Here is an 18,013-nt window from a genome sequence, read left to right as displayed (position 1 = left end):
CTTGTCACCTCCTAGATAAACATTTTTTGAAGAAAGGCTTTTTTAGTTTCTTGTAGTAAGTCTAATTCACGTTGATGAAGAGCGATAGTGCTTGTCAATTTATCTAAAAATACACCAATACGTTTTTGTTCAGTTAAACTAGGATATGGAATTGGCAATTCTTTAAAAGTTGAATCTTTTATCGCAAATCGATCTGCTCTTGCACCTGAGTCACCATTCAGTTTCATGAATTTATGCCAGATTGTTGTATCAAAGTAATATTCTAAAAAATTTTTATCTACATCATATGTTCGAAAAACATAATATAAGGGTGACATCACACCGGTTCTTCCTAATTTGTTGCGCTTAATCGGCCCCACTGGTGCATAATTTGAAATGCGTGGATTATAAACAAAATCATCTTGCCTAACAATATAATATCCATTTAAATTTTTTTCATTAGAAATATCTTTATCAAAAAATTCACGTTGATTGATAATTCCATATTCAGCAGAATTAGTTAATGTCTCAGTAAAATTATTCTCTTTATTCTTCTCAATAATTTTATCGGAAATATCCTCCAACTTACGCAGTTCCCAAGTATCAGTAAATCCTGGAAAGCGAATCTCTGGTACTTTTTTACCCTCTTCTGGAAACATTTTTTGTAAAAAAACTTGTTTTGTTTGTTTGAGATTAATAAGTTTTTGCTGATGAAGATCAATAGTATCATCAAGCTGTTTGAAGAACTCTATGATTTCTTTTTGTTCTTTTTCCACTGGAATATTTACTTTAATATTTAAAAAATCTTTTTCATGAATTCTCCACTGCCCATAAACGACGCCTTGCCTGTAATGGATCATTTTGTTTATAAAGTCTTTACGGGTTGACATTATTCCAATGAATTGGCTTTCAAGTTTAGTTTTAGAAGAAAAAATACTATATACAGGAGAAATAACAGCTTTTCCAGTCTTGTTAAATCCTATTGAACCAGTTTCAAGATTATTAGAACTATAAATAAAATCACCCAATTCTGTTTTTTTATATTTCTTTTTATCATCTTTCACTAAAAAGCTGCGATCATATCTTTCACCTTTTGGAGTAACACCCACACCTTGAACAAATGACATTAATGGATATTCATCACTTTCTATAATTTGTTCATTACGTTCTTCTAGCATTTCTCCCAATTCATACTGCTTCCAATCCCCATCAAATCCCGGAAAACGAATTTCTGGCTGTTTTTTATTCATCATGTTTAAACACCTCTAACGCAGCTTTGAGCCATTCTTGGTCTTCTGGTTTCACTTGTAAAGAGGAAATCGCTTCAAATAAGCTTGTTTCTAACTGTTTTTTTTCTTCGCGAATTTTTTTGATTTCCTGACCTACGTTTACCATGTCAACAAGTTCTTCCTCTTCAAACGTATCCACATATCTTGGAATATTTAAGTTATACTCGTTATTTTCAATATCTTCAAAACTTGCTAAATAGGCATATTTTTCGATTGTTTTCCGCTCTTTATACGCAGCAATAATGCAATCTATATTTTCTTTTGAGAGTTTGTTTTGATTTTTTCCTTTTACGAAATCGTTGCTGGCATCAATAAACAGCACATCTCTGGTTTTGCGATTTTTTTTCAAAACAATCACGGTTGTTGGAATCGATGTGCCAAAGAAAAGATTCGCCGGCATGCCAATGACTGCATAAATACTGCCATCTTCTAGCAACTTTTTACGAATAACGCCTTCCGCTGCACCACGGAATAGGACACCATGGGGCAAGACAATCGCCATCGTCCCCGTGTCTTTCAAATGATAATAGCCATGTAGCAGAAAAGCGAAATCGGCTTTTGATTTTGGTGCTAATTTGCCATAACGGTTAAAACGAGAATCGTCTAAAAAGGTATCATCCGCTGACCATTTTGCTGAATAAGGCGGATTCATCACCACAGAATCAAAGGTATAGGCTCATCTGAGGGCCAATCTTTATTTAGCGTATCGCCATTACGCAAACGCATATCTTCTTTATCTACCCCATGTAAAATTAAATTCATTTTTGCTAAATTATAGGTGGTAGTATTCAACTCTTGTCCATGATATTTAACTGTTTCTGGATTGTTTAAATAGTGGCGCACATTTAACATTAAAGAGCCTGAGCCCATGGTTGGGTCAAATACGCTAAATAAATTTTTAGCTTCCTGTCCTAGCGCCACAATTTGCGCCATCATATCAGAAACCATATGCGGAGTATAGAATTCCCCTGCTTTTTTGCCTGCTTCTGAGGCAAATTCACCGATTAGGTATTCATAGGCATCTCCAATGACATCTCCTTCATGTCCAAGAACATCGATATCATTTAACTTTTTTAAGACTTCAGTGATCGTAATATTTCGCTGCTGATCATCCGAACCTAATTTTTTTGATTCTAAATCTACATCATCAAATAAACCATTAAATTGGTCGTATTTCGTTGATAGCTGAAGAAAACCATGTCTCAAATCCTTTAATTGGAAAGTGTTCTGTTTGGCTTGCTTAGCTAAAATGTTGAATAAATAGTCCGGCTCTATATCATAGCCTAAAGTGTCCACTAACGTTGCAATTAAATCGTCTTTTGTCTCTTCATCAGATAACAGTTCACGATAAAGAGCAGTTTGTTTTTCGATTGTATCGTATTCTGTCCTTGATTCACCAGACAAATCGACAAGCTTATCTAGTAAGTTATCTGATAGATATTTGTAAAAGATTAGGCCTAACAAATAATTTTTATATTCTGAGGCATCCATTTTACTGCGAAGGCTGTCCGCTGCACTAAATAAACGCTGGTTTAATTCTACTCCCATGATTACACGCTCCTACTTTTCTTTTCACCTTATTTATTGTACCATTTTTCTATTAAAAAAGTGAGACAGATTGCCATGGCTGTTTCTTCTAACTGCGAAAAAATCAATTTATTAAATAGTCCTCACTAGAAAATAAATTGATTTTTTCAGACAATCCTGTCAGACTAAATTTCTAAAAACATTTGACGTGTTTCGTTGTTATCATCTCGCTTAAACAGTTGAATAAATTGCTGATAATCTGCTAAGCGCTCAACTGGAAGTTCCATTAGCTGAACCTGCGTTTCACACTCATCGACTTGATTCAAGCCCCAATCATTTAGCAACTCAAATAACTCATCAGAAATTCGAATGTCTCGTTCACGAATTTCGTCTAAGCCCCAGTCTATATGATCTTTTGAAAGATCAAGGACAATTTGAACATCCGATTTCTGGTAGCTTTCCTTCTTTTTCATAAAGTAGCCATTACTTGCAATCACATTTAATTTTTTTTCAAAGGGAATTTTATTGCCCAAATGTTCCACAAGCTCTTTGACTTCCGTATCGGAATTTGGCGGAAAATAACTTGACTGCCATTTTTGAGGTAAAATATGCTCGATTTCCCATTTTTCCGGAAGCAACGTATTTTGGTGTTGATAGGCAAGGATTTTTAACATCATTCGAACGGTATTGCGATGAGCCGTTTTGATTTTATCCTTCAATTCCTTTTCATCGATTTCATTAAAGTCAAATTTAGGAGTTGCTGATTGGATAATTTCAGCATTTAAATTTAGAATACTTCGTTTCACTGCATTAATTGTTGGCGTAATAATATAGCGTGCCGAAAGAACAGCAAATAAACGTTTCAAAAATTGTAAAAACGCGAATTCAAAATTTTCCTTGTCATGATAGCGCAAATAATAAATCACGACAGGATATTTCCAAAATTCATTTGGATATGAGGTCAATCCATCCAGTACCTGGTTAATCTCGATATTCTTAGACCAGCTTTCCTCTTCAAGCTCAATTCGATTATTGATGACGAGCCATAAATTTAAAATCGTGTTTAGATTCTTCATTACATCTTTTTTATATAAACGTTCGAAATTATTTTTTGAATAGTATTTTCGAATCCCCGGCGTTGTTGTATTCCGATCATTATCAAGTGCTCTTAGATAAAACATATAATAATAGAATAATTTTTGAATGCTCTCGTTTGCATTGCTGGCTTCTTCATCCAACTGTTGCCAAAATTCAATAAATTCTTCTTTACCGTTTTGATCTAAATGGTTATAGATTTTTGCTTTAAAAATATCCGCATCCGAAAGGGCCAGCCCACGATCATTTAAAGTTGAAAAGATGGTTAAGGCAGTGTCTTGGGAATCTGCCGTAATGGGTAGTAAAATGGCTTTATTTAACGTGTTATGCATAAATCGAAATAGCAGTTCTGGCTGCGCTGTAGCATACTTTTCAATCAGTTCTACAAACAGCTCATAGTTTAACGAATAGTTGTCTTTTGCCTGCTTTTCTGTTTTTCCTGTGATTAAGATAGAAGAAAAAACTTCATTGCCTGCGTCCCCCATTACTTTTGAAACAATCAATGTTTTTTCATAATCTACTTCAGCAGTCAGTTCATCCTGTTCCCAAAGACAAGCTTCAATCTGTGTCTTAAAATTTTTAACTTCTGGTGTTTCAGCCATACTTTTCAATTTAGTATAAAGCGCACGCAACAAAAGAAACAGCGACGTGATTCGTTGTTGGCCGTCAATGATTTCTTGTTCATTTCTATCATTTTCATAAGATACGATAGTCCCTAAAAAATACGTACTTTCGTGCTTATTTTTAGTGTGACCAGTACCATCTTTCGCATAGTCCAAATTCTCTTCTGTGTATTCTACCAAATCGTCAAATAAGACTTGAATTTGTTCATCTGTCCAAGCGTAGGATCTTTGATATTCTGGTATAACAAATCTTTGTTTTTTTCCAGATTCAAGCAACTGCTTTACACTTTGTTTGTTTACTTCAATAGTTGTCGCCATATACAGTTCTCTCCAATATAGTAAATTTAATCCTGTTCTCTTCTCAATGACCAGTATATCATACACAACAAGTCGTTGCTCATTTTATTTCGTGCATAGATTTTATCAAACTAGTGTTACGATTTTTGTCCATTTCCCCTGTTTAATAAAACGTGAGATAATCACCCAGAGCCGCTGTTTTGCTTACAGGAGAAAATTTATTTTTTATACACGCTTTTATTCTTCGTTCTATCAAGCAGATAATCAATACTCACATCAAAATAATCGGCTATTTTAATTAGAGTACTGGCCGTCCATTCTATTTTTCCAGTTTCATATTGAGAATAAGTATTTTGTGACACATTCAACAATTTTGCCATTTCTTGTTGTGTTATATCATTATCTTCTCTTATCGATCTAATATTTACATATTTCATCTTCATCACCCAACTCCATTATAAATATCTGTAATAAAGATGTTGACATTTATCTGCAATACAGATATTATTGATATACAAACAATTATAGAAAGGATTAACAAATTATGATAGAGAATAAAGCAACTGTTTTAACAACCAATAACAAGCAACCCATCAAACAAGTGTCCTACCAAGACATGTATGCGATGAAAGACACCCTCGAACAGCTTGAATCATGGACAGAAATATTAGAAATAGTCGATAAACACTTTGCAAACCGAAAACTACCACTAGACAAGAAAAAAATTGCCAGAGATTACTACTCCATATCTCAAATTTTTGGTTCATTTATGGATGATTTCTCAACCTGTATTGACCGATTAGAAACACAACTGGGCCAATTAATGAAAAAAGAAAAGGTCAAATGCTCGAAATGATTTTAATTGCTATTTTGTGAGTTCCCGTATACTAACAAAAGCACATGCCAAATAAGAGAAGTCAACAGTGATTTTAGGAAAACATTATGACTGTTGGCTTCTTTTATAATGTTATATGATGCAACATTTCCTCTATTTCTCTATAATAGATTTTTGTATTGCTAAAAAATCTGCAACTTATTTTTTAAGCAAAGTAATTTCATTATGAAAGATTTGATTAGAGCTATTTTTTCCAACACGATTGATTTTATTAATCAAAAAGATGCGTTTTTTCACATGGCAATCATCAATTACAACAACATAACCGTCAATGCTTCTTTCTATTAAAAATGCACTTCTATTTTTCGTTTTCTGTTGCTTCATTTTGACTTGGATCAGCTTATTCTCTTCGTCCATTACATCAAAATGATTTTCAGCAAATAGAAAAAGCTAGAAACACTGTTATACTAGTGTTTCTAGCCTATATAAAGTATTATCCAACTGACCCTTCCATCTCATAGGAAATCAATCTATTAAGTTCAACCGCATACTCCATCGGTAATTCCTTCGTAAACGGCTCCACAAATCCCATAACGATCATCTCAGTCGCTTCAACCTCAGTCAACCCACGACTCATCAAGTAATAAAGCTGCTCTTCCGAAATTTTCGAAACTTTCGCTTCATGCTCCAACGCTACTTGACTGTTATGAATCTCATTAAACGGAATCGTATCAGATTTCGATTTGTCATCCATAATGATCGTATCACACTCAATATGTGAAATCGAGCCAGCACTATCTTTCCCAAACGTTACTTGACCACGGTAATTCACTTCACCGCCGTCTTTCGCAATTGATTTAGAAACGATCGAACTTGAAGTGTTTGGTGCATTATGAATCATTTTCGCCCCTGTATCTTGAATTTGGTTTTCCCCAGCAAATGCAATCGAAAGCATTGTACCGCGAGCACCTTTTCCATCAAGATAAACACTTGGGTATTTCATCGTTGTTTTAGCCCCTAAGTTTCCATCGATCCACTCAACAGTGGCACCTTCATAAGCTTTAGCACGTTTTGTTACCAAGTTATAAACGTTATCAGACCAGTTTTGGATCGTTGTATAACGTGTATAGGCATCTTTATGAGTAAAGATCTCAACGATCGCTGCGTGTAAGCTATTGCTTGTATACGTAGGCGCTGTACAGCCTTCTACGTAGTGAACACTTGCGCCTTCATCCACAATGATCAGCGTACGTTCAAATTGTCCTGTGTTTTCCGCATTGATTCGGAAGTATGTTTGTAATGGGACATCCACACGAACCCCTTTTGGCACATAGATAAACGTTCCACCAGACCAAACTGCTGAGTTTAATGCAGCTAATTTGTTATCTGTTGGTGGGACTAATTTTGCGAAGTATTTTTTGAATATATCTGGGTATTCTTTCAACGCTGAATCTGTATCTGTAAAGATGATTCCTAATTTTTGGAATTCTTCTTTCATGTTGTGGTAAACCACTTCTGATTCATATTGCGCTGAAGCTCCAGCTAGATACGCACGTTCTGCTTCTGGAATTCCGATTCTTTCAAACGTTTCTTTGATTTTATCTGGTACATCATCCCAATCACGAGCGGGTTTGTCACTAGCTCTTTGGAAATATTTGATTTTTTCAAAATCGATATCAGATAAATCAGGTCCCCATTCTTGCATAGCCATTTTGTTGAATTGTTCCAATGATTTCAGTCGGAACTCTAACATCCATTCTGGTTCTTCTTTCTTACGTGAAATTTCTCTAACGACTTCCTCTGTTAGTCCATTTCCCGTACTGAAAATTGGTTTCACATCATCATGGAAACCAAATTGATATTCTTCTAACTCAGGTACAGTACTCAAATTATCTCACGCTCACTTTCTTAGGTTGAGAATCAAACGATTAGTTTCGAGTTATTTGATTTCTCACTAATTTTCTATTCTTCGCAGTGTAATTGTCCTGCGGTTCCTTGTCCGTCATTTTCAACTGCTTGTTCTAATGCTTTCCAAGCTAATGTTGCACATTTGATCCGTGCTGGGAATTTTGCTACACCACTAAGCATTGCTGCGTCACCTAATTTTTCTTCTTCTGACACTTCATTTCCTTGTACCAATTGAGAAAAATCTTCAGCCAACTGTTCTGCTTCGGCTAATGTCTTCCCGATCACCGCATCTGTCATCATGCTAGCACTCGCAGTACTGATCGAACAACCGCTTCCGCTAAACGCAATATCTTTAATAACATTGTCTTGAATAGCCACTTGCAATTCGATCACATCGCCACAAGTTGGGTTATTCATTTCGATTTTCTTGCTTGATTCTGCCAACGTTCCATGATGATGAGGATGGCTGGAATGATCTAAAATCACTTGACGGTATAAATTATCTAATCTAGATAGAGCCATGTTGGAAAAACTCCTTTGTCGCTAAAATTGCTTCGATCAATCGATCCGCATCTGCTTTGGTATTATAGAGATAGAAACTCGCACGAGCGGTCGCTGGAACATCTAAATATTTCAGTAATGGCTGTGCACAATGATGTCCTGCACGAACTGCCACGCCTTCCATATCTAATGCCGTCGCTGTATCATGCGGATGTAAGCCATCTAAATTAAACGCCAAAACGCCTGTATGATGGTCTGGATCTTGCGGTCCGTAAATTGTCAGACCTTCAATCGCCAATAGTTTTGGCAACACGTAAGCCACTAATTCAGCTTCATGTTGATGAATTTCTTCTAAGCCAATCTCTGTTAGAAAATCGATTGCCGCACCTAAAGCGATCGCTCCTGCAATATTGGGTGTTCCTGCCTCAAATTTCCAAGGCAATTCTTTCCACGTACTATCATACAAATTCACGAAATCGATCATTTCACCACCGAATTCTACGGGTTCCATTTGATCTAGTAATTCGCGTTTTCCATATAATACACCAATTCCAGTCGGACCACACATTTTATGCCCACTGAATGCATAAAAATCAGCATTGATTGCTTGAACATCCACTGGCATATGCGGTACCGCTTGAGCACCATCGACAACTAAGACAGCACCGTGACTATGAGCCAACTCTGCCAACTCTTCTACTGGATTGATCACGCCTAAAACATTCGATACATGAGCGATAGAAACAATCTTGGTTTTATCCGTGATTTGTTTTTTCGCGCTTTCCATATCTAAAAAGCCATCTGCTGTGATCTCGATATATTTTAAGGTTGCGCCTTTGCGTTCCGCTAGTTGTTGCCAAGGAATGATATTAGAGTGATGTTCCATATAAGAAATCACGATTTCATCCCCTGCTTCGACCGCTAAATCACCGTAGCTTTTGGCAACCCAGTTTAAACTTGTCGTTGTGCCTCGGGTAAAAAGCGTTTCGGCTGTTTCTTTGGCATTGATAAAGGCTCTAACTTTTTCACGAGCTTCTTCATAATCTTTCGTCGCACGTTCTGCCAACGTATGCACACCACGGTGGACATTGGCATTATCGTGTTCGTAATAGTAAGTCAGTCTATCTAAAACTGCTTTAGGCTTTTGAGTTGTTGCTGCATTATCCAGATAAACAAGCGGCTCGTCATTTACTTCTTGAAACAAGATGGGAAACTGCTGCCGAATCTTATCTGCGTTTATCATGCATTCAACTTCCCTTCGATTACGTCTACAAATTCTTTTTGAACATCCTTAACAGGAATCGCTGTGATCACTGAACCTAAGAAGCCGCGAATAACCAAACGTTCCGCATCATCTTTACGTAAGCCACGACTCATTAAATAGTACATTTCTTCTGGATCGACACGACCAACACTGGCTGCATGTCCAGCGGTTACTTCATTTTCATCGATCAATAGAATTGGGTTCGCATCGCCACGGGCTTTGTCAGAAAGCATTAAGACACGACTTTCTTGTTGGGCATCTGCCCCTTTAGCTCCTTTTAAGATGTGACCAATTCCGTTAAATGTTAAAGTACCACGCTCACGGATAACTCCGTGTTGTAGAATGTGACCTACTGAATGAGAAGCTTTATTGGTTACACGAGTGTCAATTCCTTGTGTTTGTTTGCCAGCACTGATTGCCACAACTTTTACTTCTGAATGAGCGCCTTCGCCTACTAAATCTGAATCAAAATCAGCAACCACGTCACCATCATTCATCACGCCTAACGCCCAATCAACAGACGCATCACGCATGATATGTCCACGACGATTCATGTACGTTGAAACATTTTCACCTAATTGGTCTACAGCAGAGTATTTCACTTTTGCACCAGCTTTGGCAATCACTTCAACCACGATATTCGCTGACACTTTGACTTTTTGATCGCCAATTGTTTGGAATCGTTCTAAATAGCTGAATTCACTATGTTCGTCCGCTACGATCAAGACATGTTTGAAGAACGATTCTTCACTCGCTGAATCTTGGATAAAGATTGCTTCGATCGGTTCTTCAATCACAACATTTTTCGGTACATATAAGAACACACCGCTATTCATAAAGGCTGTATGGAAAGCTGTTAATTTATCTTCATCCATTTCAACCGCTTTTTTCATATAGTATTCTTTGACTAAATTACCATGTTCTTGTAGTGCTGTGAACATATCTGTGAAAATCACGCCTTGATCGGCTAATTTTGCTGAAAGTTGTTCAAACGCTGTGATCGACCCTTGTTGCACGATTACTGGATTGTCTTTCATTGCGTCAAAGCTTGGGATGTTCATTGTTTCAGGTGCATACTCTTCAGTATTCACGTTAAACAAAGGCCAACGGTGAAATTTCACACGTTCGATCTTTGGTAATTCTAAGTTTTCAGCTTTTTCTAAAGCCGCTACACGTAAGTCGGTCATCCAAGTAGGTTCTTCGTTACGGGCTGAAAAAGCTTTAACGTCGTCAAGATAATTCGCTGTTGTTATTTCCTTCATTTATCTTGTCCTCCTTATGCTTCTTCTTTGTATTCGATACCTAATTCTTGGCTGATTCCAGCATAGCCTTCTGCTTCTAAACGTTTTGCAAGTTCTGCACCGCCAGTTTTAACCACACGGCCTTCCATCATGATATGCACCACATCTGGTGTGATGTAGTTCAATAGACGTTGGTAGTGAGTGATGATCAACGCGCCAAAGTTTTCGCCACGCATTTCGTTTACGCCTTTTGATACGACTTTCAAAGCATCGATATCTAGACCAGAATCGATTTCATCTAGAATCGCAAATGTTGGTTCCAACATCAATAATTGTAGGATTTCGTTCCGTTTCTTTTCTCCACCAGAGAAGCCTTCGTTTAAGTAACGTTCAGCCATTTCTTCTGGCATATTTAGTAAATCCATTTTTTTATCTAATTTTTTGATGAATTCCATGACTGAAATTTTGTCGTCTTCATCACGTTTGGCGTTGATTGCCGCACGCATAAATTCAGCATTTGTGATTCCTGGAATTTCACTTGGGTATTGCATGGCAAGGAATAGACCTAAACGAGCACGTTCGTCCACTTCAAGTTCTAAGACATTTTCTCCGTCAAACAAGATTTCGCCTTCTGTGACTTCGTAATTAGGATTTCCCATGATCGCCGCAGATAAGGTCGATTTACCAGTTCCGTTTGGCCCCATGATTGCGTGGATTTCACCTGTTTTCATCGTCAGGTTAACCCCTTTTAAAATCTTTTTATCTTCGATTGATACGTGTAAATTTTTAATTTCTAAAACGGACATGTACAATTCCCTCCAACTTAAAATAATTATTTTATCGTTCTCATTCATTTTATCCTAATTGAGAATGATAAGCAATCTCTTTACTAGAATAATTCTTATTTAATCTAGGTTTTCTTTGTGAAAATATGGACTTAATTAGAATCTTTCTAAAATGGCGCCTACTTTTGATTTAACCGCACAGATTGATTTTTGAATATTACCTACATCTACCAGCCGCCTGAAAATCCACCACCACCTGATGAACCTCCTCCTCCCGTAGAACCGCTACTAGAACTGGAGCTTGAACCAGAACTTGAACCGTTATAATTGGAAGTTGAGCCACTTAATAATATCCTAATCAGTAAATCAAGATAGATCATCATTCCTAAATGATTCATCTTTTTATATTTTTTTACCTCTACGCCTGAAAGTTCTGTGATAAAAAGCATATCGTAGATCTCTTTACTCACCTCTTTATAAGAAGAAGTATCAATATAACGGCTTCTCTTTTTGGCCTTTTTGTAGGCTTTTGGAATTTGATCCGATAGCTTGCCTGTCAATTTTTCTGAGAAGTCGCTTGCCAATGTATTTTCTTTCGCTAATAGAAAATAGAGTGTCAGCATAATCAACAATTCTTCTTGTTTAGCCTTCTTTAATGTTTGTTTTTTAACGAATTTTTGAACAAGATTTTTTGCTTTCGCCGTATTTTGTCGAGCAATCAAAAAATTTTCCAATAACTGCTTCATCTCTTCATGATTTTCCATAAGCTGTGTTTTGAGTTGCTCATTGGCCTGTTCTAATTGTATTCGATCAAATAAGCTATTTCGAGTTACTTGATAATAGTCTGGCCAAAGTGGCGCAGCGAGTTCGATAGACATTTCAAAATAAGTTTGCCTGTTTATCTGTGGAACTCGCTCAAGATTACGCTTATTCATTTTTCTGCCTAAATCAATTATAGTATCTTCAAAAAAGCATTGCGCTATTTTCTTGTTCAATCGTTCGTACCGATTGAAATGAGCAAAGAACATTGGGATTAAATAGCTACCATCGATTTTTTCGAAAAATGATACTTTTTTTGAATCACTTGCAATGAACACTTTTTTATCGCGTAATGGTTTAAAAAATGAACTCTGTTTCGCATCATTTTTTATTAAATAAATTGAGCCATAATAGATCACGAGCAATATTATAACAAATACAATAAAATAAAAGCCCCATTTTAACACTAAAACGATTGAATCAAATAGACTTCTATGCGGCTGTTGATTTGTACTCGCTTGTTTCTTCACTTCTGTTACTTCCTGTTTAGAAAGTTCGTAATTTCCATACCTTTGCTTCACTGTATCTATAACATTTTGGCTGACTCTACTAATTCCTTCATCGTATTTTTCAGCTCTGAAAAGGTCCTCCACCTCGACTGGCACGATGTCTCGTTTCATACCATCCGTGATGATGTCCTCTACCCCATAGCCTACTTCTAAGCGGTATTTCCGATCCTCCAGTGCTAAAACAAAAAGAAAACCATTATCTAGGTCCTTACGCCCGATTCCCAGGTCTTCAAAGGACTCTACAGCGTAAGTTTCAATAGTCTGTGCTTTGGGTAATCGTTTGATTGTTTTCACAACAAATTGAGGTGCTCCTGTCAGTTGTTGAAATTCTTGCTCATTAGCTTGGATGATCAATTCTTTTGTTTGTTCAGATAAAAGCTGTGCCTGATCATCAACAAAAAAACTGTCTGCTTTCGCCTCTTTTGGTAAATAGCCTATAACCGCTATTAAGACCAACAGAATAAAAATGCCTTCGCTGATTCTTTGTAGTTGTCTTTTCATATAGTCTTTCTTCATTGTTTAACCCCAATACCTATTTTTATTTTCTACTCCTACTGACTCAATTATTCCATATCCTTTTCACAACTGCAATCTGAATCAGAAGTCTCAAGCTAAAATAAAATGTTTTTTGATTTTCCATGTCATATGTGAGATAATTTACCACGATTTCAGAATAAAAATTTGACTAGAACAAAATCATTGTTTTGTCCCAGCCAGCCAAAGGGAGGTCTTTTTATGTCTAAAAAAGGAATCGTCATCGTCAATCTTGGTACGCCGGATAAACCAGAAACTAAAGAAGTGCGCGCCTATCTCAAACGTTTTTTAGGTGATAAACGTGTCATTGATACGAATCGCTTTATTTGGTTACCCGTGCTACATGGTATTATTTTACGAACGCGACCAAAAAAATCCGCTGCTCTGTACCAACAAATTTGGCAAGAAGCAGGTTCTCCACTTCTCATCTATACGAAGTCTCAAGCTGAACAATTGCAGGCCCGCTTTCCTGATCATGTCGTGCGTTATGCTATGAGTTACAGCCAACCGTTGATTCCAGAAGTGCTAAAAGAAATGCAAGATTTAGGGGTTACTGATTTAACGATTATTCCCTTATACCCCCAATATTCAACTACGACTACTGCACCGATATTCGATGAAGTTGCCAAATTTTATTTGAAAGCTGAAGTGATTCCGAATTTGCGTTTTATTCAATCATTTTACGATGAGCCATTATATATTAACGCTTTAGCTGACCAGATCAAACGCGCTTTATCAGAAAAAAAGATCGATACGATTGTTTTCTCTTATCATGGAATTCCGGTATCTTATGTTGAAAAGGGCGACCACTACTTAGAACATTGTGAACAAACGACTCAAGCTGTGATGGAACTAGTCGGGGACGTTCCTTTCATTAACACGTTTCAATCAAAATTTGGCCCAGCTGAATGGTTGACACCCGCAACGGATCAGACCTTAAAAGAACTCCCTAAACAAGGAGCTAAAAACATTTTGATCCTAACTCCTGGGTTTGTTGCTGATTGTTTAGAAACAGTCGAAGAAATCGAGAAAGAGAATTATGGCTATTTTATGGAGAATGGCGGAGAGCATTTCCATTATCTACATCCATTTAATGGGGATCCGATATTTGTTGATATTCTTGAAAAACTCGTAAGCAAATACTAACTACACCTTAAAATGAAACTTGTTATTGACAGTAAAAAAAGTAGAATTGCTCTCCTACACTGGAGAATCAATTCTACTTTTTATTTGAGCTACTAGTTAATTTTTGACTTTTAATGAAAGACGCCCAGGATAAATCATGACTTTAGACATATTTTCTACATTAGGTAACGCAGACCAATTTGGTACAATGCTACGATCAGCTTTTACTGATAACGTTGTTCCAAGAGCCCCTTGTTCAATGGAAACAGTTGTAATATACACAGGTGCTAATCCATTTACTTGATTTACTCTATAAGTCCAAATTTTTGTAAACTCAGAAAAATATGACTCAGATGGTGAATAGGTACCAACGAAATCAAAAATCCGATCCTTCACAACATATGCTGCTTGAATATTTCGAGAATCAGCTGTCGCTTCTACATATTGAACTTGACCAGAATAATCTACATATTGGTAGCTTGTATAGTCACCAATTTTTGAGACTCAAAACCCCTGAGTAAATATTTTTCCAATTACCAGCAGAATCAAACGTAAACGTTGCACCTTTATCTAAATCAAAAGATTCAGCGGCCTCACTCTTTGAACTGTACGCCACGCTTGCAAACAATACTGCTACTAATGCCATACAAAATAAAACACCTTTTTTCAATTTCATCTTACTATCTCCTTTTTATTTAATTACAGATATAGATTATCATATATAAACCCCATTGTAAACTTAAAGTTTATAAATATATTCTAAAAATAATAATTACATTACAATAAACATATGTTTTTATACACTTTTTTATAAACACTGACTACATTGCACTAAAAAAACCGAAACAAGCAAAGTTATGGCTTGTCTCGGTTACACATTTTATTTATCTACTGGTTTTACAGATCCATCCCATTTTTCAAGAATCCAATCTTGAACTTCTTTGCTATGCAATGCATCTACTAATTTTTTAATTTTGTCGCTATCTTTATCTTCAGAACGAACAGCAACAATATTTACGTATGGTGAATTATCTTTTTCAAGCAATACAGAATCCTTTAACGGATTCAAACCTGCAGTATAAGCAAAGTTTGCATTGATTGCCACAAGATCCGCTTCATCATTATTATACGTTGTTGTTAACACTTCAGGATTGATGTTGTGTATGAACTTTAAGTTTTTAGGATTTTTATCGATATCTTCAAAGGTCGCTGTTTCTAAATCAACACCATCTTTTACAGTAACTAAATCAGCATCTTGTAAGATCGTAATAATACGGCCCCAGTCCGATTCTGAATTAGATGTGATGATCGTTGCGCCCTCTTTCAAGTCTTTGATATCTTTGATACGTTTTGAATATAAGCCCATTGGTTCGATATGAATACCGCCAGCATTGGCAAAATCATAATTGTTCTCTTTTACTGCTAAATTGAAATAAGGGATATGCTGGAAATAGTTTGCATCAAGATCGCCTTCTGCCAAGTTTTTATTTGGCAAAATGTAATCGTCGAATTGAACGATTTCTAAATCAACGCCTTCTTTTTTAAGTATTGGTTTGACTTGCTCTAAAATTTCCGCATGAGGTGAAGCTGATGCACCGACTTTTAAAACAGAAGATTCTTTTTCAGAACCCGCTGATTTACTATCATCTGTCTGGTTCTTTGGTCCGCCACAAGCAACCAATCCAACTGTTAAAACTGCTAATGCTGCTAAACCGAATAATTTCTTTTTCATATTTATTTCCTCCAATTATTTTCTATTTTGATTGTTTATCGTTTGTCAGAGCGTTTGACAAATTGATCACCGACAAATTGAATAATAAACACAATAACCAAGATTAAAACTGTTGCAACCAATGTAACGGTATTATTGTTACGGCTAAACCCTTCTTGATAAGCCAAACCACCAAGACCGCCACCACCGATAATTCCGGCCATTGCAGTAAAGCCAATCATCGTAATCGTTGTAAGCGTCACGCCTGATAATAACGCTGGCATACTTTCAGGGATCAAAACCTTAAAGATTTTTTGGACTCGAGAGGCACCCATGGCATCTGCGGCTTCCAACACGCCGCTGTCAACTTCACGAAACGCAATTTCAACTAGGCGAGCGTAAAATGGGGCTGCTGATACGATCAGTGAGGGGATTGCTGCTTTCGCTCCGATCCCTGTTCCAACTAATTTTCTTGAAAAGTCCATCAACAAAATAATCAACACGATATAAGGAATCGAACGGAAAATATTACTGACGACTGACAAAATACTATAACAAATTTTTGCAAAAGGTGATTTGTTTCGGCTTAAACTATATAATAATAATCCTAATAAAAACCCAATAATAATAACAAAAATCATCGCAACGACCGTCATAAATAATGTATCGATCGCCGCCTGCTGCATCGATTCTGGATTCACTCGGCTAAAGTTCAGATATTTTTCTGTAAATGTTTCATTCGCCATGGTGAATCACCTCCAACCCAACTTCTTTTTCTTTAAAGAACATCAATGCTTTTTCTATTTCGTTTGCTGGCCCAGTGATCATAACTGTCAAAGTTCCAAATGCGCCTTCTTTGGCTTGTTGAACTTGTCCTTGAACAACATTGATGTCGACCGCAAATTTTCGAATCACTTGTGAAATCACTGGTTCATTAGCATTGTCTCCACTAAATTGAAGAGTAGCTACTAGCCCATCTGGATTTTCTTTGATCAATTCTTGTAGTAAATCTTCTGTATCTTCTTTTGGTTCTAATTCTTGTTGTACAAAGCGTTTTGTGACAGCCTGTTGTGGATGTCTAAAGACTTCAAGCACATCGCCTTCTTCAACGATTTGTCCCAGTTCCATCACAGCCACTTTATTACAGATTTTTCGGATGACGTTCATCTCATGAGTGATCAATACGATCGTTAGGTTCAAGGTTTTGTTGATTTCTAGCAGTAGATCTAAGACTTCATCTGTTGTTTGTGGATCTAATGCACTTGTTGCTTCATCACAAAGCAAGATTTCAGGGTTATTAGCCAAAGCTCTGGCAATTCCTACTCGCTGCTTTTGTCCACCGGATAATTGGCTCGGATAAGCGTCTCCACGACCTTCTAAACCTACCAAGCTTAAAAGCTCTTGTGCACGCTCTTTTCTTAGAGTTTTTGGAACATTTGCTAATTCCAAAGGTAACATGATGTTTTCCAAAACTGTTCTTGACCATAATAAATTAAAATGTTGAAAGATCATACCGATTTTTTTACGAAATTGGCGTAGTTGACGATTGGCCATTTGAGCTACATTTTGCCCTTGAATAATGACTTCTCCTTCTGTTGGAAGTTCTAATCCGTTTAATAAACGAACCAAAGTACTTTTCCCAGCGCCTGAATATCCGACGATACCATAGATATCACCTTGATTGACGGTCAGTGAGACATCACTCACAGCTGTTACTTGTCCGTTTTTTCCTGAAAATTGTTTTTGTACCTGATGCAATTCGATTAGAGGCATTTTTTCCCCTCCACTTTCTTTGGTTTTACTTCTTTTTATTATACTACATGCTGTGCGCTATGTTGTGAAATAATCGGCAGATTAATTTTTTGTTTCCCAGCTAGATGACTTAATTCATGGCTTGGAAATGTGATTCAATTGTATAGAAACTTCTCGCACTTCGCTCGCCAAGTGCCATTGAACACCAACAGTAGTAAA

The 18,013-nt window shown here is 36.7% G+C and carries 17 protein-coding genes and 1 pseudogene; 2 read left to right on the top strand and 16 right to left on the bottom strand.

The features are described 5' to 3' along the window. Positions 1-11: 11 nt before the first annotated feature. From V192_RS0101235 to V192_RS0101220, 4 genes and pseudogenes are all read right to left on the bottom strand, one after another. Positions 12-1,232 (bottom strand): restriction endonuclease subunit S, encoded by a 1,221-nt coding sequence (locus tag V192_RS0101235; protein ID WP_025868581.1) that lies wholly within the window; start codon positions 1,230-1,232, stop codon positions 12-14. Continuing rightward, positions 1,222-2,816 (bottom strand): annotated as a pseudogene (locus V192_RS18950) (type I restriction-modification system subunit M). Before V192_RS18950 ends, V192_RS0101235 begins: the two are co-directional and overlap by 11 nt. 164 nt (positions 2,817-2,980) lie before the next feature. Continuing rightward, a complete protein-coding gene (locus V192_RS0101225; protein WP_025868580.1) occupies positions 2,981-4,831 on the bottom strand; it encodes a DUF262 domain-containing protein in 1,851 nt (616 codons plus the stop codon). 197 nt (positions 4,832-5,028) lie between these two features. After that, positions 5,029-5,253 (bottom strand): helix-turn-helix domain-containing protein, encoded by a 225-nt coding sequence (locus tag V192_RS0101220; RefSeq protein WP_420834547.1) that lies wholly within the window; start codon positions 5,251-5,253, stop codon positions 5,029-5,031. A 101-nt stretch (positions 5,254-5,354) separates the two neighbouring features. Between V192_RS0101220 and V192_RS0101215 the strand changes: the two genes are divergently transcribed. After that, entirely contained in the window at positions 5,355-5,666 is a 312-nt protein-coding gene (locus V192_RS0101215) for a hypothetical protein (RefSeq protein WP_025868578.1), read from the top strand. A gap of 177 nt (positions 5,667-5,843) precedes the next feature. Here V192_RS0101215 and V192_RS0101210 read toward each other — a convergent pair whose 3' ends face one another. The 7 genes from V192_RS0101210 to V192_RS20790 all read right to left on the bottom strand — a co-directional run bounded on the left by V192_RS0101210 (position 5,844) and on the right by V192_RS20790 (position 13,188). Beyond that, on the bottom strand, positions 5,844-6,062 hold the full coding sequence (locus V192_RS0101210; RefSeq protein ID WP_025868577.1) for a hypothetical protein: 219 nt from the start codon (positions 6,060-6,062) through the stop codon (positions 5,844-5,846). A 76-nt stretch (positions 6,063-6,138) separates the two neighbouring features. Further along, positions 6,139-7,533, bottom strand: coding sequence for a Fe-S cluster assembly protein SufB (gene sufB / locus V192_RS0101205; RefSeq protein ID WP_010772886.1), 1,395 nt, complete (start codon positions 7,531-7,533; stop codon positions 6,139-6,141). 74 nt (positions 7,534-7,607) lie between these two features. After that, entirely contained in the window at positions 7,608-8,075 is a 468-nt protein-coding gene (gene sufU / locus V192_RS0101200; protein WP_025868576.1) for a Fe-S cluster assembly sulfur transfer protein SufU, read from the bottom strand. Continuing rightward, positions 8,062-9,297 (bottom strand): cysteine desulfurase, encoded by a 1,236-nt coding sequence (locus tag V192_RS0101195; RefSeq protein ID WP_025868575.1) that lies wholly within the window; start codon positions 9,295-9,297, stop codon positions 8,062-8,064. Before V192_RS0101195 ends, sufU begins: the two co-directional genes overlap by 14 nt. After that, a complete protein-coding gene (gene sufD / locus V192_RS0101190) occupies positions 9,294-10,580 on the bottom strand; it encodes a Fe-S cluster assembly protein SufD (protein ID WP_025868574.1) in 1,287 nt (428 codons plus the stop codon). Before sufD ends, V192_RS0101195 begins: the two co-directional genes overlap by 4 nt. A gap of 14 nt (positions 10,581-10,594) precedes the next feature. Beyond that, positions 10,595-11,365, bottom strand: coding sequence for a Fe-S cluster assembly ATPase SufC (gene sufC, locus V192_RS0101185; RefSeq protein WP_010763366.1), 771 nt, complete (start codon positions 11,363-11,365; stop codon positions 10,595-10,597). Between the two features lie 206 nt (positions 11,366-11,571). Continuing rightward, positions 11,572-13,188, bottom strand: coding sequence for a TPM domain-containing protein (locus V192_RS20790; protein ID WP_025868573.1), 1,617 nt, complete (start codon positions 13,186-13,188; stop codon positions 11,572-11,574). Positions 13,189-13,407: 219 nt separating this feature from the next. Between V192_RS20790 and hemH the strand changes: the two genes are divergently transcribed. Continuing rightward, positions 13,408-14,352 carry a ferrochelatase gene (hemH, locus tag V192_RS0101175; RefSeq protein WP_025868572.1) on the top strand — a complete coding sequence of 315 codons (945 nt, stop codon included), beginning with the start codon at positions 13,408-13,410 and terminating at the stop codon, positions 14,350-14,352. A gap of 96 nt (positions 14,353-14,448) precedes the next feature. Here the strand turns inward: hemH and V192_RS0101170 are convergent, their stop codons facing one another. The 5 genes from V192_RS0101170 to V192_RS0101150 all read right to left on the bottom strand — a co-directional run bounded on the left by V192_RS0101170 (position 14,449) and on the right by V192_RS0101150 (position 17,815). Continuing rightward, complete coding sequence (locus V192_RS0101170; protein ID WP_025868571.1) at positions 14,449-14,727, bottom strand: hypothetical protein; 279 nt, start codon at positions 14,725-14,727, stop codon at positions 14,449-14,451. Positions 14,728-14,818: 91 nt separating this feature from the next. Further along, complete coding sequence (locus V192_RS0101165; RefSeq protein WP_025868570.1) at positions 14,819-15,007, bottom strand: hypothetical protein; 189 nt, start codon at positions 15,005-15,007, stop codon at positions 14,819-14,821. Between the two features lie 204 nt (positions 15,008-15,211). Continuing rightward, on the bottom strand, positions 15,212-16,063 hold the full coding sequence (locus V192_RS0101160) for a MetQ/NlpA family ABC transporter substrate-binding protein (protein ID WP_025868569.1): 852 nt from the start codon (positions 16,061-16,063) through the stop codon (positions 15,212-15,214). A gap of 35 nt (positions 16,064-16,098) precedes the next feature. Next, positions 16,099-16,788, bottom strand: coding sequence for a methionine ABC transporter permease (locus V192_RS0101155; RefSeq protein WP_025868568.1), 690 nt, complete (start codon positions 16,786-16,788; stop codon positions 16,099-16,101). Next, on the bottom strand, positions 16,778-17,815 hold the full coding sequence (locus V192_RS0101150; protein WP_025868567.1) for a methionine ABC transporter ATP-binding protein: 1,038 nt from the start codon (positions 17,813-17,815) through the stop codon (positions 16,778-16,780). The genes V192_RS0101155 and V192_RS0101150 overlap by 11 nt, the downstream gene beginning before the upstream one ends. Between the last annotated feature and the right edge of the window lie 198 nt (positions 17,816-18,013).

The organism is Enterococcus crotali, from assembly GCF_000633635.1.
GTDB classification, from domain to species: domain Bacteria; phylum Bacillota; class Bacilli; order Lactobacillales; family Enterococcaceae; genus Enterococcus_L; species Enterococcus_L crotali.
Note: the sequence above shows the minus strand (reverse complement) of the source record. Positions and strands in the feature narration are given on the sequence as shown.

Coding starts and splice junctions, on each gene's coding strand:
- V192_RS0101165 (WP_025868570.1), bottom strand. CDS start 15,007: ATGAAATTGAAAAAAGGTGTTTTATTTTGTATGGCATTAGTAGCAGTA.
- V192_RS0101235 (WP_025868581.1), bottom strand. CDS start 1,232: ATGATGAATAAAAAACAGCCAGAAATTCGTTTTCCGGGATTTGATGGG.
- V192_RS0101215 (WP_025868578.1), top strand. CDS start 5,355: ATGATAGAGAATAAAGCAACTGTTTTAACAACCAATAACAAGCAACCC.
- hemH (WP_025868572.1), top strand. CDS start 13,408: ATGTCTAAAAAAGGAATCGTCATCGTCAATCTTGGTACGCCGGATAAA.
- V192_RS20790 (WP_025868573.1), bottom strand. CDS start 13,188: ATGAAGAAAGACTATATGAAAAGACAACTACAAAGAATCAGCGAAGGC.
- V192_RS0101160 (WP_025868569.1), bottom strand. CDS start 16,063: ATGAAAAAGAAATTATTCGGTTTAGCAGCATTAGCAGTTTTAACAGTT.
- V192_RS0101210 (WP_025868577.1), bottom strand. CDS start 6,062: ATGGACGAAGAGAATAAGCTGATCCAAGTCAAAATGAAGCAACAGAAA.
- sufD (WP_025868574.1), bottom strand. CDS start 10,580: ATGAAGGAAATAACAACAGCGAATTATCTTGACGACGTTAAAGCTTTT.
- V192_RS0101225 (WP_025868580.1), bottom strand. CDS start 4,831: ATGGCGACAACTATTGAAGTAAACAAACAAAGTGTAAAGCAGTTGCTT.
- V192_RS0101220 (WP_420834547.1), bottom strand. CDS start 5,253: ATGAAGATGAAATATGTAAATATTAGATCGATAAGAGAAGATAATGAT.
- sufC (WP_010763366.1), bottom strand. CDS start 11,365: ATGTCCGTTTTAGAAATTAAAAATTTACACGTATCAATCGAAGATAAA.
- V192_RS0101150 (WP_025868567.1), bottom strand. CDS start 17,815: ATGCCTCTAATCGAATTGCATCAGGTACAAAAACAATTTTCAGGAAAA.
- V192_RS0101155 (WP_025868568.1), bottom strand. CDS start 16,788: ATGGCGAATGAAACATTTACAGAAAAATATCTGAACTTTAGCCGAGTG.
- sufU (WP_025868576.1), bottom strand. CDS start 8,075: ATGGCTCTATCTAGATTAGATAATTTATACCGTCAAGTGATTTTAGAT.
- V192_RS0101195 (WP_025868575.1), bottom strand. CDS start 9,297: ATGATAAACGCAGATAAGATTCGGCAGCAGTTTCCCATCTTGTTTCAA.